The following is a 25,118-nucleotide window of genomic DNA, read 5'->3' as shown; positions in this document are numbered from 1 at the left end:
TAGTTCGACCGCTAAGGGTCCAATGGATTCGGTCACAGTGCAGCGGTCGCACCACAATCAGCCCTACGCCAGCAAAGGGAGGCGAACTGCACGAATACGCTCGGCATCATTGCGGCGGCGCCTAGTTCGATATCGGCGACTACGCAGACCAGCGGCAACCGCTCCTGTCAGCCGATGGTGATTGCTACAAGTCCACCGATCCCGATCACGTAGAGAACCACCACAGCAAGCGAGTCCGGGCCCATGCCCGCGAAGTGCCTGCGTGGCCGAAATATCAGGCCAATGGCGTACACAACAGTCAGCAGGCCCGCCAGCGCTGTCAGGTAGATGTCACTTGCGTTCGCCTGCGGGAGAACGGCTTTGCCGCTGATCAGGGTCGCGACGAGGAACAGAACCGGCAGGAACGCATTGCCGCCGAAAATATCGCTAATCGCCAAGTTGTCATCGCCTTGCTTCACCGCCTGCAGGCCGGTGGAGATCTCCGGGAGGCTCGTGGCCAGCGCCAGCACTGTTGCACCGAAAAGCACTCCGGAAACCCCGACCTGCTTGGCGGCCGCGTCTCCAGCGAGCTCCAAAGCGACACCGGACGCCAGGGTGAGCAGCGCGGCCACACTGAAGATAACCACCGCCTTCGCGGTTCTCATCTGCTCAGGACTCGCCGGCTTCCGAGTGCGGTGGGCGCTCGGGTGAGGTGTCGTCGTGTCCGGGGCCGCGCCGTCCTGGTGCCAGGGGAGACCTTTGCCTGCACGTCGCACCAGGAAGAGGCCAACCAGCCAGATCGCCGCGATCAGGACAACGTCGGGTGTGAGGCGGGCGAACAATAGGCCTGCAGGGAGCTGGCTGCCAGCGATGACCACCGAGAGGACGGCGACCACAACCACTGCCTCCAGGACGAGACCGAGGGACGCGGCGCGGTAGGTGATCGGCTTCACGCCTTTGCCGCGCTTGCCGAACGCGTCCAAAACGGCGATGACAACCGTTTGAAGAGCGACACCACCCAGGATGTTTCCGACGGCGACGCCGATTGAACCGGAACCTGCGGCACTGACGGTGATCGCGATCTCCGGCAGGTTCGTGGCCACGGCGAGCACGATCAGGCCACCGAGTGCGCTTCCGAGATGGAAACGGCTGTCGAGAACGTCAGTCGTCTTCGAGAGCTGAATACCGGAGAACCAGATGACCGCCGCACCTCCCACGAAGATGAGCACCAGCACCCAGATCGGTAAAGAGTCCATGGGGCCCATGAAACCCCGACACGTGCGTTTGCACAACTATTGCGCATTGGCAAGCGCGACGTACGGATCCGTCTCGATAACACTTTGGCTTACAACAGAGAGCGTCAATGTTCGTCGGCGATCGCCAACTGGATGTAGACACCGGTGAGCAAAGCGAAGATGTAGGCCTGAAGCGCCCCGACGAGGATCTCCATGAGAGTGAACGCGAAGCCGAAAACCATCGTCCCCAGGCCCAGCAGCTTGAACGCGGCCGGCGCTTGGAAGAGGAACCAGGCGGTCCCAGAGAAGAAAAGCACGAGCAGCAGGTGCCCGACCACCATGTTCATCATCAGCCGAAGTACAAGCGTCACCGGACGCACGATGAAGGTAGAGATCAGTTCGATTGGGGTCACGATGATGTAAAGCGGCCACGGCACGCCAGGCGGGAACAGCGAACTGCGGAAGAACCCGCTCGGATTGCGCCGCAGCCCTGCGTAGATAAAGGCCCCGTACGCCACGATCGCCAACACCAGCGGCACCCCGATCACCGCAGAGCCGGCCATGTTCAAGCCAGGGACGATGCCGGTGAGGTTGAAGAACAACACCATAAAGAAGATGGTTGTGATCAGAGGCAGGAAGCGTGCGCCGTCCTTCTTCCCCAACAGGTCCTCCGCGATGTTGAGGCGAACGAAGTCGAGTCCCATCTCGACGATGCTCTGAAAGCGTCCCGGCACCACGCGCATACGCCGGGTGCCAAGGCCGAAAATCAGCAGGATCGCAAGCGTAGCGATGAACCGGATGACAGTGACCCGGTTGATCTCGAACAGGGTGCCCGCAAACAGGATCGGCGGCGGGAAGAAGTCGTTGATGGACGGGCCGGAGAACCCTGAGTCAGCGAGGAGCACGAAGAATCTGCTTTCCGTGATGCCCGGGGGAGCAGCGAGGCAAATCGCGGGCAGGGATCGTCGAATGGCGGGGCGGCGGCCCGGGACCGCTAACCCATTGCACCCTAACAGTCATCATTGCGCTGTTGCAACCGTTGCGGCTGAGCATGTACAGATCTGTCCGTAGGACGCTGCCAAAAACAGTTGCATTTGCGCAAGTAAAGGGTTGAATGGGCCTGGACTCTGACGGAAGGCGGTGCGCATGGACTTGGCAGGCAAGGTCGCGGTGGTGACCGGCGGCAACAGCGGGATCGGTGAGGCGATCGTCCGGGGGCTCGCTGCGGCGGGCGCTTCCGTGGTGATCGACTATGTGGCGCGGCCCGAGGACACCGCAGACCTCGTGAAGGAGATCAGCGCGGCAGGAGGCAAAGCCCTCGGCGCCGACGCGGATGTCAGCACAATCGCGGGCATCGACAAGCTGATCAGCGCAGCTAAGAAGGAGTTCGGTCAGCTCGACATCTTCGTCAACAACGCCGGCATTGAGACGCGTCAAGGGCTGCTTGACCTCGACGAGGACAGCTTCGACAAGGTAATCTCCGTGAACCTGAAGAGCGCCGTCTTCGGTACCCAGCGTGCGGCCCAAACTTTCGTCGACCAGGGCTCGGGTGGCGTCGTTATCAACGTCTCGTCCGTGCATGAGGACTGGCCGATGCCCGGCAACCTTGCCTACTGCGTCTCGAAGGGCGGGATGCGCATGCTGACGCGGACCGCCGGCGTCGAGCTCGGCCCGCACGGGGTGCGCGTCGTCAACGTTGCTCCAGGAGCCGTGGCCACCCCGATCAACGCGAAGACGATGCAGGACGACTCGCTCCGCGAGAAGCTGGAGGATTCCATCCCGCTCCGGAAGGTGGCCGACCCGGCCGAGATCGCACGGGTGGTGGCGTTCGTGGCCTCCGGCGACGCCGACTACATGACGGCCACGACGGTCTTCGTGGACGGCGGGATCATGCAGGGCGGCCCGGGGCTGTGAGCGCCTCCCGCATCGAGGAGTACGCGCTGATTGGAGACCTCCACACGGCGGCGATGGTCTCCGCTAGCGGGTCCATCGACTGGTTGTGCCTGCCACGGTTCGACTCGCCGGCTTGCTTCGCCGCAATGCTGGACGAGGATTCCGCCGGTCGGTGGCTCCTCGCTCCGGCCGGCGCAGGTCGATGCACCCGCCGCAGCTACCGCGACGGCACGCTGATCCTCGAGACCGAGTGGGAGACGAGTACCGGGCATGTCCGAGTGACGGACTTCATGCCCGTGCGCGATCAGGCGGCCGATCTGGTGCGCGTCGTCGAGGGGCTGGAGGGGTCGGTAGACATGGTGACCCATCTCCTCCTCCGCTTCGACTACGGCCACGTCATCCCGTGGGTGACCCGGACGGAGCGAGGGATTCTGGCGGTCGCCGGGCCCGAGGCCGTGCAGGTGACCGCCGACGTGCCCCTGAGTGGTCGTGACCTGAGCACGGTGGCGGAGTTCACGGTCGAGGCCGGTGACCGGGTGCGGTTCGCGCTCACCTGGTCCGCGAGCCATGAGCCTCAGCCGACACCGGCCGACCCCGACACCGCGCTGGTGGTAACCGAGCAATTCTGGACCGAGTGGAGCAGCCGGAGCACCGCGTACGGCCCCAATATGGACGCCATCCAGCGGTCCTTGATCACACTGAAAGCACTCACCTACCAACCGACCGGAGGCATCGTGGCGGCACCCACGACGTCCCTCCCCGAGCAGATTGGCGGGCCGAGGAACTGGGACTACCGGTACTGCTGGCTGCGCGACGCCACGCTGGCGCTTCAGTCGCTCCTCACCGCCGGCTACATCGACGAGGCCCGGTCCTGGCGCGACTGGCTGCTCCGTGCCGTCGCCGGCGACCCCGCCGACCTGCGCATCATGTACGGCATCGACGGCCGCCGCCGCCTGCCGGAGGAGCAGCTGGACTGGTTGGGGGGCTACGCCGGCTCGTCGCCGGTACGCGTAGGCAACGCCGCTGCGGGCCAACTGCAGCTGGATGTCTGGGGCGAGGTGCTGGACGGATTGGCGCTGACCCGGTCGACCATCGGGTCCGGCGAGGAGGACGCGTGGGACCTACAGCTCGCCCTGATCGAGCACCTGGAGACGGTGTGGCGGGAGCCTGACAACGGGCTCTGGGAGATCCGCGGCCCCAAGAAGCACTTCACCCACTCGAAACTCATGGCCTGGGTCGCGGCGGACCGCATGGTCCAGGGCGCGCGTCGCTTCGATTTGCCCGGGCCCGTCCGACGCTGGGAGCGTCTACGCGCAGCGATCCGGCGCGACATCCTGGAGAACGGCTATGACGCCTCCCGCAACACCTTTGTGCAGGCCTACGGATCCCAGGAGCTGGACGCGGCGCTGCTGCTCATCCCCCGCGTCGGCTTCCTGCCCGGGAACGACCCCCGGGTCGTCGGCACGATCGACGCCATCCAGCAGCATTTGACCGAGGACGGACTCGTGCTCCGCTACCGTCCCGAACTCAGCGACGATGGCCTGCCCGGCAAGGAAGGCGTGTTCATCGCCTGCTCCTTCTGGCTGGTCGACGCGCTGATCGGCGCGGGGCGAACGGCGGAGGCCGAGAACCTTTTCGAGCGGCTGCTGGAGCTCCGCAACGACGTCGGGCTCCTGAGCGAGGAGTGGGATCCGCGCGACCACCGACAGCTGGGCAACATGCCACAGGCGTACAGCCACTTCGCGCTCGTCCGCAGCGCCTTCCATCTCCTGGCCGGAGGCGCCGGCACCACAGAGGACCGCATCCACATCGAAAGTACTTAAGGAGTCCAGCCATGCCTGAACCGCACGTTCTCATCCTGGGTAGCGGCTTCGCTGGGTTCACTCTTGCCCGTCAGCTGCGAAGCGATGCGACAGCCCAACGCCTCCGGGTCACCGTGGTCGAGCCGGAACCGTACCTGACCTACAAACCGCTGCTGCCCGAGGTGGCAGGCGGGGAGACGGCGCCCCGCGATACGCTGGTGCCGCTCGCAGGCCGCTTCCCTCACGCGCAGCTCATGGCAGGAGCAGTGGATACTGTGGATACATCGGCCAAGGTGGCAGTGATCCGCTTGATCGATGGCACGGTACGCAGTGTCGCTTTCGACCATGTCGTGTTCGCCCTTGGAGCAGTCAGCAAGACACTGCCCATCCCCGGACTTTCCGAGCACGCGATCGGGTTCTCGAGCGTGGAAGAAGCGGTGTACCTGCGCGACCATGTCGTGGACAGGGTGCGTTTCGCGGCGGCGGCGCAGGATCCGTCGGAGCGGCAGCGAGCACTGACCTTCGTCTTCGTGGGTGGCGGTTACACGGGGGTGGAGGCGATCGCCGAGTTGCATCGACGGGCAAAGACCGAACTCGGCCGCTACCCGCAGCTGGAGCGCGAGAGGATGTCGTGGCTCCTGGTCGAGGAGGCTGGCCGTATCGCGGCCGAATTGCCGCCGAAACTGTCGCAGTGGACTCTCCAGCTGCTTCGACGCCGGGGCATCACGGTGCTCCTGCACACGAAGCTCACCTCGTGCGAGGACGGAATCGCGCACCTCGACAGCGGCGACGCGCACCCCTGCGACACCCTCGTCTGGGCCGCCGGCGTCACCCCGAACCCAGTACTTAACCGGGCCGACGTTCCACGCGGCGCGAAGGGCCACGTACAGTGCAACGCACGGCTACAAGCGGTTCGCAACGACGGCTCCCCCATCGAGGGAGTATGGGCACTCGGTGACAACGCCCAGATCCCGGACCTGACCGCCGAGAAGCAACCAGCGTTCTGCCCGCCCAACGCGCAAAACGCGATCCGTCAGGCCAAAGTCCTGGCCTCGAACATCCGCGCAACGGTCCAGGGCGCCGAAGCGATCGAGTACCGGCACCGCAGCCTCGGCACGCTTGCCAGCTACAGCGGCCACCAGGGCGCTGCGGTCGTGCGGACGCTCCCTTTGCATGGCGCGGCCGCGTGGGCGGTCGACAAGGCGTACCACGCGGTCGCGCTACCCAGCGCCGGACGGCGACTGCGTCTCATCCTCGGGTGGATCGCGAACGCACTGGCGCCTCACGACACCGCATCCACGAGTGCAGTGCAGGACCCCCGCGCGCGGTTCGTTCGTGCGGCCGCGCAACAGAACCACGACTGAGCGACCTCCTAGCAATCGGCTGGGTCTCTAGATCACACCCTTCACTAGTAGGCGCGCTGGTGCAATGATTGCGTAAAGGCAACTACCGGAGGTGGCATGATGGGCAAACACGACGACACGGACCGGACCGGTTCCAGCGCCGACCGGGACGCACTGGAAGGCCAGTACACGCAGCGAGGCGAGACAGGCCCCCGAACCGTCCACGGCCAATACACCGAGACGAGCGCGGACGCACCCGACCCACTCGCCGAAGGCGAGTACACGGGCGCATCGCACCACGGCGAGCCGCCAGAGGTCGCGAGCACGCATGAGCGGCACGGGAACTACCCCAAGGCCGAGCACTGACGTGGCGGGACTCCACGTACGCTTCCCAGACGGACGGATCGTCGGACTGACGGCCATCGGCGATCCGGCCGCGAAACGCCTCGTGATGCTCTGCCACCCCACGGCAGGAGCCTCCGGATTCGACCCAGACCCCGTCCTCACATCGACCTGGGGACTCCACCTGGTCTCGTTCGACCGCCCCGGCTACGGAGCATCCGACCCCTACCCGACAGAGACCGAGCCATCAGCGAACCGGTGGGCTGACGCAGCCGCCACCTACCTCGACCAGGCGGAAAGCTCCGCGAGCTCGACCGCCAGCACCGACTTCGGCTCCATCGGCGTCGTCGGCTGGCGGGAGGGCGGCCTGTTCGCCGCAGCCCTCGCGGCGCGGCACCCCGAGTTCGTCGACCGCCTCGCGCTCATCGGCTGCCCGGCCCTGCCCGCACTGGCCGAAACGGGGGCGCGAGCCAGAACCCGCAAGGCCGACGCCAACTGGTTCGACCCCCAACGCCTGACATCGACAAGCTCGCGATGGGACGCCACCTCCTACGAACGCCGCATCGAGCGGATGATGGCCGACGCTCAACTGCAGGGAACCGCCGGCGTCGACGCCGACCTGCAGTGTTTCCGCGCCGAACCGCCGAGCCTGTCCACTACGGCCGCCGAGACGCTCGTACTGGTCGGGCGGCAGGACACCTATGCCACTCCGCGCGACGCACGCCGGTTCGCCGATGAAATCCCGAACTCCCGGATCGTCGTAGCGGAACACGGCGGCCGGGATCTGATCGCAAGCGCATGGGAAAGCATCCTCGAACACGTCGCCCCCGAACACGGGCAGCTAGGCCCCCAGGAAGGAGATCGATGACGGCACGCAGCAGAAGGACACCGCCGACCGGAGCCCTGCACGGTATCGATCGAATGGTCAAGAACGTCGAGACCGGACGCTTCGAACGCTCACTCTCGGCACTAACGGCTGCCGGCGCTCTGGTCACCGCGGCAGAAATCTACTTCGAGCATAACAAGGCGAGCTTCGGCAACAAGTGGATGTGGGTGCCGGTGATCCTCGGCCCGATCGGCGCCGCCGCCGGCATCGCCGGTGTGACCAGCCGCCGCCTGGCAAAGACGGTGCTTCCCGTCGCGGCAGCAACCATCGTCGCGAATGGACTACAAGGCACCTACCTGCACGCACGCGGGGTCGCGCAGAAGCCGGGCGGATGGCACAACCTGCGCTACAACCTCGAGATGGGCCCGCCACTGCTCGCCCCGCTTCTCGTGACCCTTGTCGGCGGTATGGGGCTGCTCGCGGCAATCCTGAGGCGCGAAAAATGACGGCGCTTCCACTGCCGTCCTCGCGCGGAGGCAACCGTTTCCCTGGTTTCGATGCGCTCGCACAGCGCGACCACTGGGACGAGGTCACCCGGTCGCTCGTGCAGTCACGGCTGAGCCTGCTTCCCCAGATGCGGTTCTTCGACGTCACCGAAGAAGCCTGCGCCACCGCTTTGTTCGACCAACTACTCGACCAGCGCGAAGAGCCGCGGGTTCCGGTGACCGCAATGGTGGACGCCCGCCTTGCGGAAAAGCAGACCGACGGCTGGCACTACGACTCAATGCCGGAGGACGCCGTCGCGTGGCGGCAGTCGCTGGGCGCCCTCGATGAGGACGCCTCGGCCGCGCACGGCACGTGCTTCGCTGACTGCTCCTGGACCGACCAGGAGAGCATGCTCGCCCACATCCAGGCCCTCGGTGAACGCCCCTGGCACGACCTCACGGCCTCGCAAGTGTGGGGTCTGTGGACCCGGTACGCCTGCACCGCGTTCTATTCCCACCCGTGGGCGTGGAACGAGATCGGGTTCGCCGGCCCCGCCTACCCACGCGGCTACAAAAACCTCGGCATCGACCGGCTCGAACCGTTCGAGGTCGCCGACGCGAACCCCGCCGACGATCCGACGAAAATCACCGACGATCACGGCACCTCCCCCGGGTCTGGAGCATCCCATGAGCACTGACGTCCGCAAACGCAACGACTCGGCGTGGCTGCTGACCCCCAACGGCGCAGCACCCGAGCACCGGCTCCGCGACGATATGCGCCGCTTCGACGACGCGGACATCGTCGACCTGGTCATCGTCGGTTGCGGTGCAGGCGGATCGACCCTGTTGCAACGCGTGGCGCGCGCCGGCTGGACGGCCGTCGCCCTGGACGCCGGCCCGTTCTGGAGCCCGGAGACCGACTGGGTGAGCGATGAGGCCGGCTCCCACGAACTGTACTGGACGGAACCCCGGCAGATCGGCGGCCAAGACCCCGTCCCCCTCGGCTCGAACAACTCGGGCCGAGGCGTCGGCGGCTCAATGGTCCACTACGCCGGGTACGTACCCCGCTTCCATCCCAGCGACTTCCGCACCCACAGCCAGGACGGCGTTGGAGCGGACTGGCCCATCGGGTACGAGGACCTCGGGTCGTATTACGCCGCCATCGAGGGCGAGCTACCGGTCGCAGGGGAAGACTGGCCATGGGGCGACCCGCACTCCTACCCGCACCGTCCGCATCCTGTGTCCGGGAACGGTGAGGTGTTCCAGCGCGGGGCTCTGGGCTGCGGGATCACCGCGAAGGTCGGCCCGGTCGCCATCGCGAACGGCCGATTTGGGAACCGGCCGCACTGCATCTATCGCGGCTTCTGCCTCCAAGGATGCAAGGTCAATGCCAAGGCGTCTCCGCTCATCACCCACATCCCGGACGCCCTCGACCACGGGGCAGAAGTGCGTGCCGACAGCATGGTCACCTCCATCGAGATCGATCAGCGGACCGGACGCGCAACCGGCGTCCACTACGTCAAGAACGGCAGGCAGCGGTTCCAGCGGGCGCGGATGGTCGCTGTCGCCGGGTACTCCATCGAAACGCCGCGACTGCTGCTCAACTCCACGTCACAACGCTTCCCGGACGGGTTGTGCAACGACTTCGACCAGGTCGGCCGCTACCTGATGGTGCAGGGGGCCCCGCAGACCGCCGGGCGGTTCGACTCCGAGATCCGGATGTGGAAGGGTCCACCGCCCGAGGTCAGCACCGAGGACTTCTACGAGACGGACCCGAGGAAGCCGTACAAACGAGGGTTCTCGATCCAGACGGTCTCGCCGTTGCCGATCACCTGGGCGGAGCACGTCATGGCCGAGGGACGCTGGGGTGCGGAGCTCCGCAATTACATGTCCGACTACGTGCATTGGGCATGCCTCGGCGCCCTCTGCGAGTTCCTGCCGCAGCCGGACAACCGCGTCACGCTGAGCGACGAAAGGGACCGTTACGGCCTGCCCGTTGCGCACTTCTCGTATAGCCAGTGCGACAACGACCGGGCCCTCGCGCGGGCCGCGCAAGACGTCATGGAGCGGATCCTCACCGCAGCAGGCGCCAGCGAGACCATCACCATCCAGCGCTACGCCCACCTGGTCGGCGGCGCCCGCATGGCCGACAGCCAAGAGGACGGCGTGGTGGATGCGGACTGCCGCAGCTTCGCCGTCCCCAACCTGCTCATCACCGACGGCAGCGTGCTGCCGACCCAGGGAAGCGCCAACCCGGCACTGACCATCATGGCGATCGCTGCTCGAGCGGCCGACCGTCTCATCCAGCACCCGGACAGAACCGAAAGAGAGTCCCAATGACCAGCGTGAGCGACTTCGTCATCCAGCGCATCCGCGATTGGGGGGTCAGCCGCGTGTTCGGGTTTCCCGGCGATGGCATCGGCGATTTCGATGGCGCGCTCGGGAGAGCCGAGCGCGCGGGTACGGGCGTGGAGTACATCCGGCCGACCCATGAGGAGATCTGCGCCCTAATGGCGACAGCGCACGCGAAATTCACCGGCGAGATCGGGGTGTGCACCGCAACCTCGAGCCCCGGCGCCTTTCATCTGCTCAACGGGCTCTACGACGCGATGATGGACAACCAGCCGGTGGTCGCTATCGTCGGCCAGCAGGGCGTGAACGCGTTGGGCACCTTCAACCAGCAGGAGAGCAACCTGGAACGCGTCTTCTCGGACGTGGCCTGCTACGTGCAGACCATCGTCTCCCCCGAGCAGGCGCAGGCCGTCGTCGACACCGCCTTCCGGACAGCACGCGTGCGACTGCAGCCCGCCGTCATCATCCTTCCTCACGACATCCAAGGTATGAAGATGGTCGAGGCGGAACCGGAGATGTGGGTGTCCCGGTCCAGCGCGGTCGCACCGTCGACGGCGATCGTTCCTCCGCACAGCGAGCTGCTGAAGGCGGCGGAGATCATCAACGCAGGCGAGAAGGTCACCTTCCTGGTCGGACACGGCGCCAACGGGGCGACCGACGAGGTGCTTGAGGCGGCAAGGCTGGCGGGCGCGGGCATCGTCACCGCCCTGCGGGGCAAGCAGGTCGTGCCCTCCGACGTCCCGTATCACTCGCAGCAGGTTGGGTTGCTCGGATCGGTGCCGAGTCTGCACCAGATGAAGGGATGCGACACGCTCGTCCTGCTGGGCACGAACTATCCGTACGGCCAGTTCCTGCCGGCCACCGGGCAGGCCCGCGCCATCCAAGTCGACCTCAAGCCGGAGCAGATGGGACTCCGCTACCCGACAGAGCTGAACCTCTGGGGAGACGTCAAGAGCACCCTGACCGCGCTGATCCCACTGCTGCACGAAAGGATGGACCTCGACTGGCAGCAGACCGTCGCCGACGAGATGGTGCAGTGGGAGAGCGAGATGGATGCGCAGGCCATGGCGCACTACGACGACGGCGTCAACCCTCGGCGCGTGTACTACGAGCTCAACAAGCGCCTGCCGGAGCGGGCGATCGTCACGGCCGACGCCGGAACGACCGCCGACTGGTACGGCCACCACATCCGCCTGCGACGAGGGATGATGGGCGACCTCTCCGGCCGCCTGGCAACCATGCTCGCCGCGATGCCGTACGCGGTCGCGGCCAAGTTCGCCTACTCGGATCGCGCGGTGATCTGCACAATCGGCGACGGCGCATTCCAGATGCTGGGCATGAACGAGCTCATCACCATCAAGAAGTACCTCGACCGTTGGCAAAGTCCGCAGCTGATCATCCTGGTCCTGCACAACAACGACCTCACTCAGGTGTCATGGGAAATGCGGACCGAAGACGGCAACCCGGTATGGAACACCGCTCAGGAGGTGGAATCGGTCGATTACGCAGGGTGGGCGAAACTCCTCGGCTTCCAAGGCATCACGGTAACCGATGACGATCAGATCGCCGACGCCTGGGATGCGGCTTTCGCGCACCAAGGCGTCACCCTCCTCGATGCACACACCAGCAAGAACGTCCCCCCGCTCCCCCCGCACATCACGATGGAGTACGCGAAGAACACTGCCAAGGCGCTGCTGAAGGGCGATCCCAGCGAGCTCGGTGTGATCCGCGACTCTGCGACCGCCCTGATCACCGAAGGCGTGGAGCGCGTGAAGGGCAAACTGCACCTCGGTGACAACACGGACGACAGCGGCGACACGAGTTCCCCGAGGAGCGAATAGATGATGGAGCACGGCCGGGTCAGCCGGGTGAGTGTGTCCGCGTACTCGGTGCCGACGACCACCGCGGGGGAAGCCCAGCCCGAGTCGGACGGAACCGCCAAGTGGGACAGCACCGGCGTGCTCATCGTCGAAGTCGAGGCGGACGGCCGCACCGGGCTCGGCTACTCCTACACCTCTCCGGCCGCTCTGGCCATCATCAGAGGGGTCCTGGCACCCCACATCATCGGCACGGATCCGCTCGCCGCCGAGTCGACCTTCTGGGCAATGGCGGGCGCGGTCCGCAACCTGGGCTGGGCCGGAGTGTGCGCGAGCGCGATCTCCGCCGTGGACATCGCACTTCACGACCTACGCGCCCGGAAGCTGGAGGTCTCCCTCCTCCAACTACTAGGCGGCTCAGTGACCAACGTGATGGCCTACGGGAGCGGCGGGTTCACCAGCTACTCGATCCCGGAACTCCAGAATCAGCTCGGCAGCTGGGCCGACGACGGGCTGCGCGCGGTGAAGATGAAGATCGGATCCGCGCCCGTGGACGACCTGGAACGCGTACGGGCGGCCCGCGACGCGATCGGTCCAAAAGTGCAGCTGTTCGTCGACGCAAACGGCGCATACAACCTCAAACAGGCCCTCGGTTTCGCCGCGCACTTCGAAGACGAGGACGTCACTTGGTTCGAGGAGCCCGTCTCCAGCGACGACCTCGCAGGGCTGCGTCTGATCCGCAATCGCGGCCCGGCAGGCATGCAGATCGCCGCTGGCGAATACGGCTACACGCCCCAATACTTTGCGACCATGCTGGGGGCCGGCGCGGTCGACACCCTGCAAGCAGACGCGACCCGCTGCGGCGGCGTGACCGGCTTCCTCCGCGCATCCACCCTGGCCCAAGCCGCCGGCATACCGTTGAGTGCGCACACCGCCCCGGCCATCCATGCGACGCTGGGGGCCGCGCTGGCCAACGTCGTGCACGTCGAGCATTTCCACGACCACGCGCAGATCGAGGCAGCGTTCTTCGACGGTGGCCCCACACTGTCGGGTGGAGACCTTCAGGTTTTTCGCGCTTCGGCCGGCCACGGTCTGACCTTCAAACGCAGGGACGCGGAACGCTACCTCGTCGAGGAATGGTCCCCGGTGGAATAGCTGTCATGCCCGGGCTGCAGCGAGAACGCGAAGCGGCCGTCATGGATGGGTTCCCCACCTGCCGCGCCGGCGAACAGCTCCAGCGCGGCGGCGACCGTACTCTGCTCGTCAGTTGAGAGGCTCGCGAGCACCTCGGCCATTTCACGCCGGCGCTGGTCCAGCACATGGTTCACCAGGTCGGCCCCTGCCTCTGTCAGCTGCAGCCGGATGTAGCGGCGGTCGATCGGGTCGTCGGAGCGCACGATGTAGCCGGCTTGGACCAGCTTTTCGCAAGCCCGGGTCGCGTTCGACGGGTGCACGTTCAGCTCGTCAGCCACCGCACCCAGATTCTGCGGACCCGTGGCCGCGATCATCATCAGCACCCTCAACTGCGGCGTGGTGACCCGATCCTCGACCTCGAGCACCGACCTGGCCGCAACGCGCATCATCACGTTCGCCGCTGAGAGAGCCGCATCCACAGCGCGGTCGGCTGAAGCTCGGTCGGCCATGGCGTGAGGGCTCGTCATCCGCTCAGTATTCCCGTCTCGTTGCAGCTGCGCAAATCTTGCGCCGATCCCCGTGGGCCGGCAGAACAGGGTGCGGGGAGGGGACGTGGACGACCTCTCCCCGCACTTGTTACGAAGCCGCCGCCGTCGGCTATCGGCGGGAACGCGGCTCCGTGGTGTCCGGCCCAGGTGGACGGGCCGGAGTCTCGGTCTGCGCATGCATCGCGGGCCCGTTACGGAGAAGACGCGCGTGCAGGATGTCCCCGATGAACAAGTCATAGAGGATGACGCCGATCATGCCGCCGATCAGTGGCCCGAGGATCGGCACCCACATGTAGCCGCTGAACCACGGCCCGTTGCCGGGAACGGCGAGATCACCCCATCCAGCAACCCACGCAAGAAGCCGGGGACCGAGATCACGAGCCGGGTTGATCGCGTAACCGGCATTCGCTCCGAAGGACATTCCGATCGCCGCAACAGCGAAGCCGATGATGAGCGGACCGAGGTTGGCCTGGACGGCCGTATTGCGCAAATCGATGACCGCGGCGATGAGCATCAGCAGGAACATCGTCCCGACGATCTGGTCGAACAACGGTCCCCACATGTTCCCGTTGTAGTACGGGGCAGGGAACGTGGCGAAGATGGAAAACGAGGCGAGGGTATGCCCGTTGACCTTCGGTCCTTTGCTCGCCGCGTCGAACGCGCCGATCGCCGCCGCGTACACCCCGAGTACCAAAGCGGCGCCCAGGAATGCCCCGATCAGCTGGGACAGCATGTACGGCAGCACCTTCACCCAGGCGAACCCACGACGAATTGCGAAGGCCAACGTCACCGCCGGATTCAGGTGAGCGCCGCTCACTCCGCCGGCGACGTACACCCCGAACACAACCGCCATCGCCCACCCCCAGGTGATCAGGAGCCAGTCCCCTGCACCCAGGAAGAACGTGGTCGGCCCTTCGGTTCGCCCGGAACCGGGTAACGCTGCAACCGCCATGGCGACAACACCGTCGCCGAACGAGATCAGCACGAACGTGCCCAGGAGCTCAGCCAGACACTCCCCCCAGAGCCCACTCCGACGCTTCAGCCCCCAACCCTTCATCAAGACCGGAATCGTGTCGTCAGTCATCGCATACCTCCAACCGAGCCAGTGCAACATTGCACCGATATGACTTATCATGATGCAATACTTGCGAAAGCGCAATGACATTCACGGAGACCAATGCGGGTCCCGGCTAGAAGTGGTTCGTTCCGATCCGGAGGGCACAAACGACGAATGAACTCGAACCCTGACGCGATCGTCATCGGCTCTGGACCGAACGGCCTGGCAGCGGCCGTCACCCTGGCACGGGTGGGCCTATCGGTGAGCGTGTACGAACGCAATGCGACCCCCGGCGGTGGGGCGCGTACCGAGCCGATCACGCTGGAAGGCTTCGTCCACGACATCTGCTCCGCCATACACCCGCTTGCTTTCGCCTCCCCTTTTTTCCGCAAATTCAAGCTGGCCGACCGGATCCGTTTCGTGGTCCCACCCATCTCCTACGCGCAGCCGCTCGACAGAGGTCGCGCAGCGATCGCCTACAAGGACCTCGACCGCACGGCGGAATCGCTCGGCGCGGACGGCCCAACGTGGCGTCGCCTGCTTCAGCCGCTAGTCGACCACGTCGACGCGGTCGCTCAATTCACCGGATCCGAGATCCTCCAGTTTCCACAGCACCCCCTCATCGCTGCACGATTCGGGGCGAGCATGCTCACCCAGGGCGGCCCGTGGTGGAATGGAATCTTCCGCGAGGAGCGGGCGCCAGCTCTGCTCACGGGTGTCTTCGCGCACTCCAACCTCCCCCTGCCAAGCCTCGCGGGCGCCGCAGCCGGCCTGACACTGGCCACGTACGCGCACGCGGGTGGCTGGCCCGTGCCGATCGGGGGCAGCCAATCCATTACGAATGAGCTGATCGCCGACGTCCTCGACCACGGCGGCGAGGTCGTCACAGGCGCACACATCACCAGCCTTGGAGAATTGCCGGATGCACGCGCCATCCTTTTCGACACGAGCGCAGACGCCGCCGCACGGCTTGGAGCAGACCGGCTGTCGCCCCGCTACCTGCGCCGTATTCGCCGGTTCCGCCCAGGCAATGGCGTTGCGAAAGTCGACTTTGCCCTCTCCGGCCCGGTGCCCTGGACCAACTCGGAGCTAAGCGGCACCGCCACCGTCCATCTCGGCGGTAGACGTGCGGCGGTAGCCCGCTCCGAACGCCTGGTTACAGCAGGGAGATACAGTGACGACCCGTACGTGCTGGTCGCCCAACCCTCCCTATTCGATGCCAGTCGTGCACCGACCGGGAAGCACGTGCTCTGGGCATACACGCATGTGCCGCCCGGCTCCACGATCGATCAATCGGAGGCGATCATTCGACAGATCGAGCGGTTCGCTCCGGGGTTCCGGGACCTGATCCTGGCGACCGCCTCCCGCTCCGCGTCAGACATGGAGCGCTACGACCCCAACTACATCGGCGGCGACATCGCGTCCGGGGCGCCAACGCTTCGTCAGATAATCGCCCGGCCCGTGGCTTCCACCGAACCGTGGCGAATGCCCGGCCGTGGCCTGTACCTCGCCTCCTCGGCCGCCGTGCCGGGGCCGGGGGTGCACGGTCTTTGCGGATACTACGCCGCACGCAGTGTTCTGCGGCACGAGTTCGGCGTCACTCGGATGCCGTCCCTCGACCCCAAAAACCGCCGCGCTGCGCCGTCCGTCACGACCGACGGGTTCGGCCCGGACACACCGCTCCAGCAGTAGCCAAATATCCGCGGATGAAATTATCGCCCCCGCTCGGAGGGCTAGCGAGTCACTTCGATTTCCCGTCGGAGACGTCCGCGGTCGCCGCGTCCGGTGCGTCCTTGGCCGGACCGACACCGATCGGGATGCCTGCCTCGGGGTGGTTCAGGTCGAACGCCGGCGACTCCGAACGGATGCGCGGGATCGACGTGAAGTTGTGGCGCGGCGGCGGGCAGCTGGTCGCCCATTCGAGCGACCGGCCGTAGCCCCACGGGTCGTTCACGGTGACCTTGGGCGCATTGCGCGCCGTGAGGTACACGTTCACGAAGAACGGGATCATCGAGATCGCGAGGATGCCCGCACCGATCGACGAGACCTGATTCATCCAGGTGAAGCCGTCGGAGGGCAGGTAGGTCGCGTACCGACGCGGCATGCCCACGACACCCAGCCAGTGCTGGATGAGGAACGTCGTGTGGAAGCCGATGAACAGCAGCCAGAAGTGCCACTTGCCCAGCCGGTCGTTGAGCATCTTGCCGGTCCACTTGGGCCACCAGAAGTAGAACCCGGCGAACATCGCGAAGACGACGGTGCCGAACACCACGTAGTGGAAGTGGGCGACGACGAAGTAGGTGTCGGACACGTGGAAGTCGAGCGGCGGCGACGCCAGGATGACACCGGTCAGGCCACCGAAGGTGAACGTGATGAGGAAGCCGATCGACCAGAGCATCGGCGACTCGAACGTGAGCGAGCCACGCCACATCGTTCCGATCCAGTTGAAGATCTTCACGCCCGTGGGGACCGCGATCAGCATCGTCATGAGCGAGAACCACGGCAGCAGCACCGAACCGGTGACGTACATGTGGTGCGCCCACACCGTGACCGACAGGGCGGCGATGGAGATCGTCGCGTAAACCAGCGTCTTGTACCCGAAGACCGGCTTCCGGCTGAACACCGGGAAGATCTCCGTCACGATGCCGAAGAACGGCAGCGCGATGATGTAGACCTCCGGATGGCCGAAGAACCAGAACAAGTGCTGCCAGAGCAGAGCTCCGCCGTTGGCGGCGTCGTAGATGTGCGCGTCGAAGACGCGGTCGGCGGCGAGGGCGAACAGCGCAGCGGCCAGCACCGGGAAGGCCATCAGCACGAGGATCGACGTCACCATCGCGTTCCAGGTGAAAATCGGCATCCGGAACATGGTCATGCCAGGGGCACGCATGGTGATGGTTGTCGTAATGAAATTCACCGCACCCAGGATGGTGCCGAAGCCGGATAGCGCCAGGCCCAATACCCAGAGATTGCCGCCGATACCGGGCGAATACGTCGTACTCGAAAGTGGGGCGTAGGCGAACCAGCCGAACGAAGCCGCACCCTGTGGGGTCAGGAAGCCAGCCACCGCGATCAGTGACCCGAACGAGTAGAACCAATACGCCAGCGCATTCAATCGCGGGAACGCGACATCCGGCGCGCCGATCTGCAGTGGCAAGAGCACGTTCGTGAAACCGGCGAAGAGCGGCGTCGCGAACATCAGCAGCATGATCGTGCCATGCATCGTGAAGAGCTGGTTGTACTGCTCTTTCGTCTGCACCACGTTCAGACCCGGCTCGAAGAGCTGAGCGCGGATGATCAGCGCCATCACACCGCCGACCAGGAAGTAGATGAAGGACGAGATCAGGTACATGTACCCGATCGTCTTGTGATCCGTCGACGTGATGTAGTTCACAAGGATATTGCCCTTGCGCTGCACCCCGATTTGGGCGCTGTCTGTAACGGGGCGGTCTCCGATGATCACCATCTCGAACATCTCCTCAATGTCTGGCCTCAGAAACTGAAGGCTCGTAGTAGGTCTCTACGGAGATCCTTGGATCCACCAAGCACGAGGCACCTTCAATCGCCAAGATCCAACGGTCCTGCGGACGAAGGGGCCCTCTTACGAGCTACGGCACCGGTTACCTACTTCGCTCCCGCTCCAGCAACCCTTGCCTGCTGCATCAGCCCGCGCTGGGGTTATGGGCAGCTTCAGCCCTTTCGATGGTGATCGCCCCCCGCGCTTGCCCGCAGCTAGGCAGCCCACCAAGACCACAGCGACAACCCCGTCACCAAACCACATCAGCGCGGACGTGCTCAGGAATTTAGTCAGACACTCTGCCCAGGTCCACTTCCGCGCAAAAGTCCCCGACGTTCCCGGACGGAATCGCGTCGTCCGTCATTGCATACCTCCAACAGAGCCAGTAATACCTTCAACTAACACACTCATCCTGATGCAATGCTTGCGAAAACGCAATGAGTCCGCCGTTCGCAACCATTCGCCGGGCGGAACCGGTCGGGAGGCGCTGCCTCGCGGCCACCCTCACCAGCGACAATCCGATCGGCATCCGCTTCGTTCCGAATGGCTGCAATAGGTTCCTACGGCTCACCTCGAGTTTCCCGCGCTCGAAGCTAGCGCGAATGGATCTTTGGGGTTGTCGCAGCCCTCTTATTTTTTGCCCCTTGATCAGCGACTCGCCCGCGCACAGGGGCAACGAGGAGTAGCCGCAGAAGCGCTCACCTCAATTCGATCACCAGCTTTTCAGCTGAGACTCCGGTGCGCATGAGGTTCAGCGCCTCTTGGACCGCTTCCAAGCTTCCACCGACGACGCGGGGACGGGGTCCGAGGATATGTTGCCCACGTGCGATGGCGGCTGGGAGGTAGTCGGTCCAGATCGCGGCTCCAACCGGACCGCCGGCAATGGCGCTCCCCCACACGAATCGGGCACGGATCCCCCGAATGGCACACCGAGTTTGGAGGGCAACGTTGGTCCAGATCAGCCGGGCCAGCAACTTTGCCCGCGCCCGTGAGAGTCCGCCGGAGCGCGGCTGGTCGTAGAAGGACACGGAGGGGCTTGTCTGTGCCACCCGCCGAGCGCCGGTCGCGGCGGCGATGGCGACCGATGGCTCGGCCGATCCGACCGCAATAGCGACAATGCCTGCCACCCGGGATCCCGCTACTTTCTCCACGACCGACGCAACGACATCCGAAGCACCGTAGTCGAAGACCGCTTCCGCGCCGAGTTCACGCATTCGAGCATGGTTGCGCGGCGAAGCCGTTGTGATCACCCGATAGCCGGCAGCGCGCGCAAGCTGGATGGCGTTCATCCCGACGCTGGTGGCACCACCCCATACGATCACGAAATCGCTGCGGCTCGGGGACGCACCGAGCGTGGAGTAGTCCAGGGCCAGTTGCGATGATTCGAAGAGGGCTGCGGCAGCCGTAGAAACCGCGAGAGGTAGGACGACGGCTTCGCTGAACTGCACCTCGTCCGGGATTGGAGCGGCCAGAGCCTCGTCAAGGATGACGTAGTGCTGGAAGCCGCCCTCGGCCACCGCATTTCGGCCCTTCTCCAATCCGATCGCATAGCCGACGACGCGATCTCCGAGCGCGAAGCGGCTAGCTCCCGGGCCGGCCTCGACCACCTCACCTGCGACGTCCTCTCCCAGCACCACCGGGTAATCGAGCCAGCCGTACATCAGCTTCCCGTTGGACTGAACAATCGCATCCAGGGGATTGATCGCAACCGCCTCGACCCGGATCACCACCTGCCCACCCCCGGGTACCGGGTACGGGGAGTCTCGCACCACCAGTTCCGCGTACGGGGCATCGATCCATGCTGCTGAGTTGGTGACCACTGAATCTCCTAACGACACGACGTGTCATCACACTACACGCCACGACACGACATGTCATCATTGAGGCATGACTCGTTGGTCTCCCGACGCGGCGCTTCGGCTGGAGGAAGCAGCCCTGGCGTTGTTTGAAGAAGCTGGGTTCTCCGCGACAACCGTTCCGCAGATCGCCGAGCGCGCGGGACTGACGACGCGGACCTTCTTCCGCCACTTCTCCGACAAGCGCGACGTCCTCTTTCTGCGCGACCGGGAGTTCCCGGACGTTATCTCGCGGGTCCTCGACGCAATGCCGGACGACCTACCTGCTGGCGAGCTGATAATGCGCGGACTGCTCAATGCCGCGGAGGAGCTGGACACTCTGCGGGAGCCGATCGCCCGTCGTCGCCGCGTCATCAGGAGCGAGGCTCACCTCCGCGAACGGGAGCTTCTCAAGCTGGACCGCCTCGCCGACGCGGTGAGCGCAGCGCTTCGCAGCAGACGCATCGCCCCCGAGCAAGCCGTCCTCCTCAGCCGCCTGGCAGCCCTCGTATTCGATTCGAGCTTGGACCGATGGCTGGGCGACAGAGACACCGAGTCGTTGCCCGCGGTTCTAACGAAAACATGGGCGGAGCTGCAACAAGCCCTCTGATTCGTTCGAGCGACGTTCAATTGGGTCGCTGGAAGTGTTGGACCTGCTCCACGATGAGGTCGGGACGGGAGATAAAAGGGTGGTGCCCAGTGGACACTTCGACAAACCGGGTCGCTTTGTCGGCGTGGAAGCGCTGCAGATCGAGCGATGTGCTGCGGTCGTCTTTGCAAACGATATAGGTCGAGTCGACGCCCTCCCAGCCGGCGGCACTTGTCGGCGTGACGAACGCCTTAGCTGCCTGCCTCGTCACTCTGGCCCAAGCTTGGAGTTGCTTCTGCTGGTCGACGTCGTGAAGGAAACGGGCGCCGAATGAGGACGGCTCATGCCCGGCGAGACTAAGCGTGCCATCGCCATTGTCTGCGATCGACGCTGGATCTGCCTCGCCGCTCATGATCGCCGCCTGCGACTGGCCGATCTCGGGTAAGTACGACGAGATGTACAGCAAGTGCTCGACGGCAGGATGCCGTCCCGCTTCGGCGATGACAGTTCCGCCATAGGAATGGCCGACGACCACCGCGGCATCTACATCATCCAGCGCTCGGCGAAGCGTCGCGGCGTCGGCGGTCAGCCCTGCCGCTGCCGGTTCGGACCCCGTTTCACCGCACGAGGGCAGCTTGAGCGCCCGACTGCGGATCCCGATGCGATCAAGCAGGAGGTCTGCTGCTGGCTGCCACCACCACATCCCGTCTCGCACTAGCGCGCCGTGCACGAAGATCAACTCCATTGCTCTGCCTTTCCCATGCATGCGTTCACGTCAAGTGCGCCTCGTTGCTTGACCGTACGACGCGTGGTGTCTTCCGCGTCGCCGGTTCTGCTTACAGCAGGAGGGTGCGCTTGAAGAATCGGGCGATTTCATCAAGCGCTCGCGAGCCTTCATCGAGCACAGCAAAGAAAGCCGGGAACACGTGCGGCACCCCACCCGTGATCTGGATCGTCACATCCACCTCCTGCGCGGCCGCCGCCACACCGAATTCGAGCGCATCATCAAGCAGGATTTCGTTGGATCCGGCCTGGATCAGCAGAGGGGGAAGCCCCGTGAGGTCACCGAAGGTGGGGCTGATACGAGGATCGGTTAGCGCCGCCGGCCCTGCGTACTGATCGGCGCGGGCGCGCAAAGCGTCTTCTGAAAGAGCAGGATCAAGGATCCCTCGTGTGCTGACGGAGCGGCCGGTCAGTGCCAGGTTGGTCCACGGGGAGACGAGCACCGCTGAGGCGGGCATTGGAAGTCCGGAGTCTTTGAGTGCAAGCAGCAACGAGGCGACCAGGTTGCCTCCCGCCGACTCGCCGAAAAGTCCGATGCGCTCCGGCGCCACTCCGGTTTCAAGCAGGCCAGCGTATGCCGCCAGCGCGTCGTCCAGGGCCGCAGGGAAGGGGTGCTCCGGCGCGAGACGGTAGTCCACCGAGAACACAGGCATTGTCACGCGACGGGCAATCTCGGACGCCAGTCCGAGCGAGCTCTGCGCGCTGCCCGCGACGAAGGCTCCACCATGGAAATAGAGGATCACCTCGCCATCGGCTGCAGCCGCCGCTTCAACCGTCACCTGGAGCGCTGCTCACAGGTGTCTTCCTTCAGTCATCGGATTTGCTATAGTACTAACATGATTAGCACTAATGCAAATGATGTGGAGGTGACGGCGATGTTCATCTCACTGGTCCGCGCCGAGACGGCAGCATGGAGAAGCGCCGAGGCGGCGTTGCGCCAAGCAGGCCAGATTCTGCCGGGAATGTTCGATCTGCTGCGTGAGATCTCCAACAACGAACCATGCCGGGTGCAGGACCTGGCCACCACCATGCTGATCACGGTGGGCGGTGCTAGCCAGGCAGTGGACCGTGCCGTCCGAGATGGATACGCGGAGCGGCGACCGCACCCCACCGACCGACGCTCGCAGACGATCGTCCTCAGCCCGGCTGGGCGGCTGGCCTTACAGGAGGCGGAGCCGGTGCTCGCGGCAGCTGTCAGAGAAGCCGTTGCCTTCTACACCCCCGGTTCCGCATCCCGGTCTGCGGAGGCGACGCGATGACCGGCCTCCACGGCCCCGCGGTTCGCTTCCACGAGTACGGGGACGTGTCGGTGCTGAAGGTGGAAGACACCGAAGTTCGATCCCCTGCCCGCGGGGAGGTGACCGTGCGTGTGCGTGCGGCCGGCATCAATCCTGGTGAGGCAGCCATCCGCCGCGGAGACCTCCACCACCTCTGGCCCGCACGCTTCCCGTCGGGGCAGGGAAGCGACCTCGCCGGCGAGATCGTCGCGGTCGGGGCAGACGTCGAGGGTATGTGCATCGGGGACCCGGTCATGGGGTGGACCTGGGAACGTGCCAGCCACGCCGCATACGTCAACGTCCCCACAAGTCAACTGATCACAAGACCTGACGCGCTCAGTTGGGAGGTCGCCGGTTCCCTCTACGTAATCGCGTGCGCAACTCACGCGGCTGTCACCGCGATCGCGCCTTCTGCGGGCGACGTCGTGGTCGTCTCAGCTGCAGCCGGCGGGGTCGGCTCGCTCGCCGTTCAGTATCTGCGGTGGCTAGGCGTCCACACCATCGGAATCGCCTCCGCCCGAAACCACCCGTGGTTAGCTGACCACGGAGTCCGACCTGTTTCCTATGGAGAGGGCATGGCCGATTCGATCCGAACCATCGCCCCCAGCGGAGTCGACGCCTTCATCGATCTGTACGGCCCTGAATACGTCGACCTCGCCATCGACCTCGGAGTTCCCGCCGACCGGATCGAGACGATCATCTCCTTCCAGCGCGCCGCAGAGGTGGGCGCCCTGTCGGTCGGCAGCGAGAGCTCATCGAGCCTCGCCGTGCTGCAGGAGTTCACCGACCTCGTATCAACCGGTCAGCTCGACATCCCCATCGCCGAACGCTTCCCACTTACCGACGTCCAATCGGCGTTCCGGCACCTCGAGAAGCGCCACACCCACGGCAAGATCGTGTTACGACCATGACCGCACAGAAATCCCCACTGATCCAGGTTCCCGAGCCTGACCTGCTCGCGCTGCGACGCCGGCTCGCCGACACAAACTGGCCGCGCCCATGGCCTGCGAGCGGTTGGGATGCCGGCACCGACCCCAGGGAGCTGCGACGCCTGGTCGAATACTGGGCGACCACGTTCGACTGGCGACAACAAGAAGCGAGTATCAACGCGCTTCCCGCGCATACAGCGATGATCGAAGGGACACCGCTGACGTACTTCCGCTTCGACGCAGAGACCGACGACGCGCTTCCTCTCATCCTCACCAACGGGTGGCCCAGCACCGTGCTGGAACTCATCGAACTCGCCCGCCGGCTCTCCACCCCGGCCAGCTATGGAGGCCACGCGGACCGGTCCCACACAGTAATCGTTCCGGCCCTTCCCGGCTTCCCTTTCTCACCGCCACGGCCCGACCGGTACGAACAAACCCACGAACTCTGGCACGAGCTCATGACGACAGAACTCGGCTTCGAACGCTACGCCGCCCACGGAAGCGACCTGGGGGCCGGGATCACTTCGCGCCTGGCACAGGCACACCCCGACCACGTCCGCGGCATCCACCTGGTCTCTGTGGCAGCTCCTCCCAACGTGGATCACAGCAGCCTGACGGCTGAGGAGCAGCGGTACCTGGAGTCCGTCGCCGTCTGGAGTGCAGACGAGGGCGCGTATCTGCATCAGCAGCAAACCCGACCCCTGAGCCTGGCACCGGCTCTCTCAGACTCCCCCGCCGGCCTGCTCGCCTGGATCCTGGAGAAGTACCGGTCCTGGAGCGACAACGGCGGCGACCTCGGCAGCCGGTTCACAGATGACTTCCTCCTAACCCAGGCCTCCCTCTACTGGTTCACGAACTCGATCTCCACCTCGTTCCGGCCCTACTACGACTACGCGTCCGGCGTCACCCAGCGCGTCCGACAGGTGGCCGTGCCAACCGCGGTCGCTGTCTTCCCCCACGACATCGCCCGCCCACCAGGCAGCTGGGCCGAACGCACATACAACATCACCCGCTACACCCTCATGCCGCGCGGCGGCCACTTTTCGGCGCACGAGGAACCCGCACTTCTCGCCGAGGATATTTCCGCGTTCCTCACCTCGCTCCAGTAGTGAATTCATTCGACCCGAATGACGTCGATCGCCGGTCACCCTCGAGTCCAATACTCGAAATCCCGGCGCACGTGATATTCACCATCGAGCGGCTCTACGAAGCCGGCCGGTGGATTCGCCAGAGTTACGGCCTCCTGTCGCTAGTGCTCGTCAGGAGCTTCCTAGTTAGTAAGCAGAAGGAGCCTGCGGCGATGTCGACGGTAATGACCGCGGTGCTGACACTGAACGCGCAGGCTGCAGTGTCGCGTGACCATTAAGCCGAAGTTGAC

23 protein-coding genes are annotated in these 25,118 nt (G+C 65.2%); 15 read left to right on the top strand and 8 right to left on the bottom strand.

What is annotated here, in order from left to right:
- Positions 1 to 167: 167 nt before the first annotated feature.
- A complete protein-coding gene (locus AB4Y74_RS01010; protein WP_441797255.1) occupies positions 168 to 1,235 on the bottom strand; it encodes a sodium:calcium antiporter in 1,068 nt (355 codons plus the stop codon).
- Positions 1,236 to 1,339: 104 nt separating this feature from the next.
- The gene (atpB, locus tag AB4Y74_RS01005; RefSeq protein WP_441797254.1) at positions 1,340 to 2,119 is read right to left on the bottom strand and encodes a F0F1 ATP synthase subunit A; all 780 of its coding nucleotides are present in this window, start codon (positions 2,117 to 2,119) and stop codon (positions 1,340 to 1,342) included.
- A 241-nt stretch (positions 2,120 to 2,360) separates the two neighbouring features.
- Between atpB and AB4Y74_RS01000 the strand changes: the two genes are divergently transcribed.
- The 10 genes from AB4Y74_RS01000 to AB4Y74_RS00955 all read left to right on the top strand — a co-directional run bounded on the left by AB4Y74_RS01000 (position 2,361) and on the right by AB4Y74_RS00955 (position 13,229).
- Positions 2,361 to 3,128: an SDR family NAD(P)-dependent oxidoreductase gene (locus AB4Y74_RS01000; RefSeq protein WP_441797253.1), complete on the top strand. Its 768-nt coding sequence runs from the start codon at positions 2,361 to 2,363 to the stop codon at positions 3,126 to 3,128.
- Positions 3,125 to 4,930 carry a glycoside hydrolase family 15 protein gene (locus AB4Y74_RS00995; protein ID WP_441797252.1) on the top strand — a complete coding sequence of 602 codons (1,806 nt, stop codon included), beginning with the start codon at positions 3,125 to 3,127 and terminating at the stop codon, positions 4,928 to 4,930. The genes AB4Y74_RS01000 and AB4Y74_RS00995 overlap by 4 nt, the downstream gene beginning before the upstream one ends.
- An 11-nt stretch (positions 4,931 to 4,941) precedes the next feature.
- Positions 4,942 to 6,273 carry an NAD(P)/FAD-dependent oxidoreductase gene (locus AB4Y74_RS00990; RefSeq protein ID WP_441797251.1) on the top strand — a complete coding sequence of 444 codons (1,332 nt, stop codon included), beginning with the start codon at positions 4,942 to 4,944 and terminating at the stop codon, positions 6,271 to 6,273.
- A 96-nt stretch (positions 6,274 to 6,369) separates the two neighbouring features.
- Complete coding sequence (locus tag AB4Y74_RS00985; protein ID WP_441797250.1) at positions 6,370 to 6,618, top strand: hypothetical protein; 249 nt, start codon at positions 6,370 to 6,372, stop codon at positions 6,616 to 6,618.
- A gap of 1 nt (position 6,619) precedes the next feature.
- On the top strand, positions 6,620 to 7,462 hold the full coding sequence (locus tag AB4Y74_RS00980) for an alpha/beta fold hydrolase (RefSeq protein WP_441797249.1): 843 nt from the start codon (positions 6,620 to 6,622) through the stop codon (positions 7,460 to 7,462).
- On the top strand, positions 7,459 to 7,926 hold the full coding sequence (locus tag AB4Y74_RS00975) for a hypothetical protein (protein ID WP_441797248.1): 468 nt from the start codon (positions 7,459 to 7,461) through the stop codon (positions 7,924 to 7,926). Before AB4Y74_RS00980 ends, AB4Y74_RS00975 begins: the two co-directional genes overlap by 4 nt.
- Positions 7,923 to 8,603 carry a gluconate 2-dehydrogenase subunit 3 family protein gene (locus tag AB4Y74_RS00970; protein WP_441797247.1) on the top strand — a complete coding sequence of 227 codons (681 nt, stop codon included), beginning with the start codon at positions 7,923 to 7,925 and terminating at the stop codon, positions 8,601 to 8,603. The genes AB4Y74_RS00975 and AB4Y74_RS00970 overlap by 4 nt, the downstream gene beginning before the upstream one ends.
- Positions 8,593 to 10,245, top strand: coding sequence for a GMC family oxidoreductase (locus tag AB4Y74_RS00965; RefSeq protein WP_441797246.1), 1,653 nt, complete (start codon positions 8,593 to 8,595; stop codon positions 10,243 to 10,245). Before AB4Y74_RS00970 ends, AB4Y74_RS00965 begins: the two co-directional genes overlap by 11 nt.
- Positions 10,242 to 12,098 carry a thiamine pyrophosphate-requiring protein gene (locus tag AB4Y74_RS00960; RefSeq protein WP_441797245.1) on the top strand — a complete coding sequence of 619 codons (1,857 nt, stop codon included), beginning with the start codon at positions 10,242 to 10,244 and terminating at the stop codon, positions 12,096 to 12,098. Before AB4Y74_RS00965 ends, AB4Y74_RS00960 begins: the two co-directional genes overlap by 4 nt.
- Positions 12,099 to 13,229 carry an enolase C-terminal domain-like protein gene (locus AB4Y74_RS00955; protein WP_441797244.1) on the top strand — a complete coding sequence of 377 codons (1,131 nt, stop codon included), beginning with the start codon at positions 12,099 to 12,101 and terminating at the stop codon, positions 13,227 to 13,229.
- Here AB4Y74_RS00955 and AB4Y74_RS00950 read toward each other — a convergent pair.
- On the bottom strand, positions 13,196 to 13,717 hold the full coding sequence (locus tag AB4Y74_RS00950; protein WP_441797243.1) for a MarR family transcriptional regulator: 522 nt from the start codon (positions 13,715 to 13,717) through the stop codon (positions 13,196 to 13,198). The two genes, AB4Y74_RS00955 and AB4Y74_RS00950, sit on opposite strands and share 34 nt — an antisense overlap.
- 148 nt (positions 13,718 to 13,865) lie before the next feature.
- Positions 13,866 to 14,840 (bottom strand): MIP/aquaporin family protein, encoded by a 975-nt coding sequence (locus AB4Y74_RS00945; RefSeq protein WP_441797242.1) that lies wholly within the window; start codon positions 14,838 to 14,840, stop codon positions 13,866 to 13,868.
- A gap of 147 nt (positions 14,841 to 14,987) precedes the next feature.
- On the opposite strand from AB4Y74_RS00945, the gene AB4Y74_RS00940 reads away from it, so the two are divergent.
- Positions 14,988 to 16,505, top strand: coding sequence for a phytoene desaturase family protein (locus AB4Y74_RS00940; protein ID WP_441797241.1), 1,518 nt, complete (start codon positions 14,988 to 14,990; stop codon positions 16,503 to 16,505).
- A gap of 49 nt (positions 16,506 to 16,554) precedes the next feature.
- On the opposite strand, the gene ctaD is transcribed toward AB4Y74_RS00940, so the two are convergent.
- Both ctaD and AB4Y74_RS00930 read right to left on the bottom strand, forming a co-directional pair.
- Positions 16,555 to 18,276, bottom strand: coding sequence for an aa3-type cytochrome oxidase subunit I (gene ctaD, locus AB4Y74_RS00935; protein WP_441797240.1), 1,722 nt, complete (start codon positions 18,274 to 18,276; stop codon positions 16,555 to 16,557).
- Positions 18,277 to 19,025: 749 nt separating this feature from the next.
- Positions 19,026 to 20,147 carry a zinc-binding alcohol dehydrogenase family protein gene (locus AB4Y74_RS00930; protein ID WP_441797239.1) on the bottom strand — a complete coding sequence of 374 codons (1,122 nt, stop codon included), beginning with the start codon at positions 20,145 to 20,147 and terminating at the stop codon, positions 19,026 to 19,028.
- 67 nt (positions 20,148 to 20,214) lie between these two features.
- Between AB4Y74_RS00930 and AB4Y74_RS00925 the strand changes: the two genes are divergently transcribed.
- Positions 20,215 to 20,772 (top strand): helix-turn-helix domain-containing protein, encoded by a 558-nt coding sequence (locus AB4Y74_RS00925; protein WP_441797238.1) that lies wholly within the window; start codon positions 20,215 to 20,217, stop codon positions 20,770 to 20,772.
- 16 nt (positions 20,773 to 20,788) lie between these two features.
- Here the strand turns inward: AB4Y74_RS00925 and AB4Y74_RS00920 are convergent, their stop codons facing one another.
- Entirely contained in the window at positions 20,789 to 21,496 is a 708-nt protein-coding gene (locus tag AB4Y74_RS00920; RefSeq protein ID WP_441797237.1) for an alpha/beta hydrolase, read from the bottom strand.
- 91 nt (positions 21,497 to 21,587) lie between these two features.
- Positions 21,588 to 22,313, bottom strand: coding sequence for an alpha/beta hydrolase (locus AB4Y74_RS00915; RefSeq protein ID WP_441797236.1), 726 nt, complete (start codon positions 22,311 to 22,313; stop codon positions 21,588 to 21,590).
- A 96-nt stretch (positions 22,314 to 22,409) separates the two neighbouring features.
- Between AB4Y74_RS00915 and AB4Y74_RS00910 the strand changes: the two genes are divergently transcribed.
- Genes AB4Y74_RS00910 through AB4Y74_RS00900 form a run of 3 tightly spaced genes read left to right on the top strand, consistent with a single transcriptional unit; the run spans position 22,410 to position 24,849 of the window.
- Entirely contained in the window at positions 22,410 to 22,793 is a 384-nt protein-coding gene (locus tag AB4Y74_RS00910) for a MarR family winged helix-turn-helix transcriptional regulator (RefSeq protein ID WP_441797235.1), read from the top strand.
- Positions 22,790 to 23,722 (top strand): NADP-dependent oxidoreductase, encoded by a 933-nt coding sequence (locus AB4Y74_RS00905; RefSeq protein ID WP_441797234.1) that lies wholly within the window; start codon positions 22,790 to 22,792, stop codon positions 23,720 to 23,722. Before AB4Y74_RS00910 ends, AB4Y74_RS00905 begins: the two co-directional genes overlap by 4 nt.
- Positions 23,719 to 24,849: an epoxide hydrolase family protein gene (locus tag AB4Y74_RS00900; protein ID WP_441797233.1), complete on the top strand. Its 1,131-nt coding sequence runs from the start codon at positions 23,719 to 23,721 to the stop codon at positions 24,847 to 24,849. Before AB4Y74_RS00905 ends, AB4Y74_RS00900 begins: the two co-directional genes overlap by 4 nt.
- The last annotated feature ends 269 nt before the right edge of the window (positions 24,850 to 25,118 follow it).

The sequence above is a fragment of the Leifsonia sp. RAF41 genome (assembly GCF_052114085.1).
Taxonomy (GTDB): Bacteria; Actinomycetota; Actinomycetes; order Actinomycetales; family Microbacteriaceae; genus Leifsonia.
This window is presented reverse-complemented; position numbering and strand designations above follow the sequence as displayed.

What these genes read in the sequence shown, in the direction of transcription:
- AB4Y74_RS01010 (WP_441797255.1), bottom strand. Translation starts at nt 1,235, where the DNA reads ATGGACTCTTTACCGATCTGGGTGCTGGTGCTCATCTTCGTGGGAGGT.
- AB4Y74_RS01000 (WP_441797253.1), top strand. Translation starts at nt 2,361, where the DNA reads ATGGACTTGGCAGGCAAGGTCGCGGTGGTGACCGGCGGCAACAGCGGG.
- ctaD (WP_441797240.1), bottom strand. Translation starts at nt 18,276, where the DNA reads ATGGTGATCATCGGAGACCGCCCCGTTACAGACAGCGCCCAAATCGGG.
- AB4Y74_RS00940 (WP_441797241.1), top strand. Translation starts at nt 14,988, where the DNA reads ATGAACTCGAACCCTGACGCGATCGTCATCGGCTCTGGACCGAACGGC.
- AB4Y74_RS00925 (WP_441797238.1), top strand. Translation starts at nt 20,215, where the DNA reads ATGACTCGTTGGTCTCCCGACGCGGCGCTTCGGCTGGAGGAAGCAGCC.
- AB4Y74_RS00970 (WP_441797247.1), top strand. Translation starts at nt 7,923, where the DNA reads ATGACGGCGCTTCCACTGCCGTCCTCGCGCGGAGGCAACCGTTTCCCT.
- AB4Y74_RS00950 (WP_441797243.1), bottom strand. Translation starts at nt 13,717, where the DNA reads ATGGCCGACCGAGCTTCAGCCGACCGCGCTGTGGATGCGGCTCTCTCA.
- AB4Y74_RS00945 (WP_441797242.1), bottom strand. Translation starts at nt 14,840, where the DNA reads ATGACTGACGACACGATTCCGGTCTTGATGAAGGGTTGGGGGCTGAAG.
- AB4Y74_RS00920 (WP_441797237.1), bottom strand. Translation starts at nt 21,496, where the DNA reads ATGGAGTTGATCTTCGTGCACGGCGCGCTAGTGCGAGACGGGATGTGG.
- AB4Y74_RS00900 (WP_441797233.1), top strand. Translation starts at nt 23,719, where the DNA reads ATGACCGCACAGAAATCCCCACTGATCCAGGTTCCCGAGCCTGACCTG.
- AB4Y74_RS00985 (WP_441797250.1), top strand. Translation starts at nt 6,370, where the DNA reads ATGATGGGCAAACACGACGACACGGACCGGACCGGTTCCAGCGCCGAC.
- AB4Y74_RS00905 (WP_441797234.1), top strand. Translation starts at nt 22,790, where the DNA reads ATGACCGGCCTCCACGGCCCCGCGGTTCGCTTCCACGAGTACGGGGAC.
- AB4Y74_RS00990 (WP_441797251.1), top strand. Translation starts at nt 4,942, where the DNA reads ATGCCTGAACCGCACGTTCTCATCCTGGGTAGCGGCTTCGCTGGGTTC.
- AB4Y74_RS00975 (WP_441797248.1), top strand. Translation starts at nt 7,459, where the DNA reads ATGACGGCACGCAGCAGAAGGACACCGCCGACCGGAGCCCTGCACGGT.
- AB4Y74_RS00910 (WP_441797235.1), top strand. Translation starts at nt 22,410, where the DNA reads ATGTTCATCTCACTGGTCCGCGCCGAGACGGCAGCATGGAGAAGCGCC.
- AB4Y74_RS00955 (WP_441797244.1), top strand. Translation starts at nt 12,099, where the DNA reads ATGATGGAGCACGGCCGGGTCAGCCGGGTGAGTGTGTCCGCGTACTCG.
- AB4Y74_RS00960 (WP_441797245.1), top strand. Translation starts at nt 10,242, where the DNA reads ATGACCAGCGTGAGCGACTTCGTCATCCAGCGCATCCGCGATTGGGGG.
- AB4Y74_RS00965 (WP_441797246.1), top strand. Translation starts at nt 8,593, where the DNA reads ATGAGCACTGACGTCCGCAAACGCAACGACTCGGCGTGGCTGCTGACC.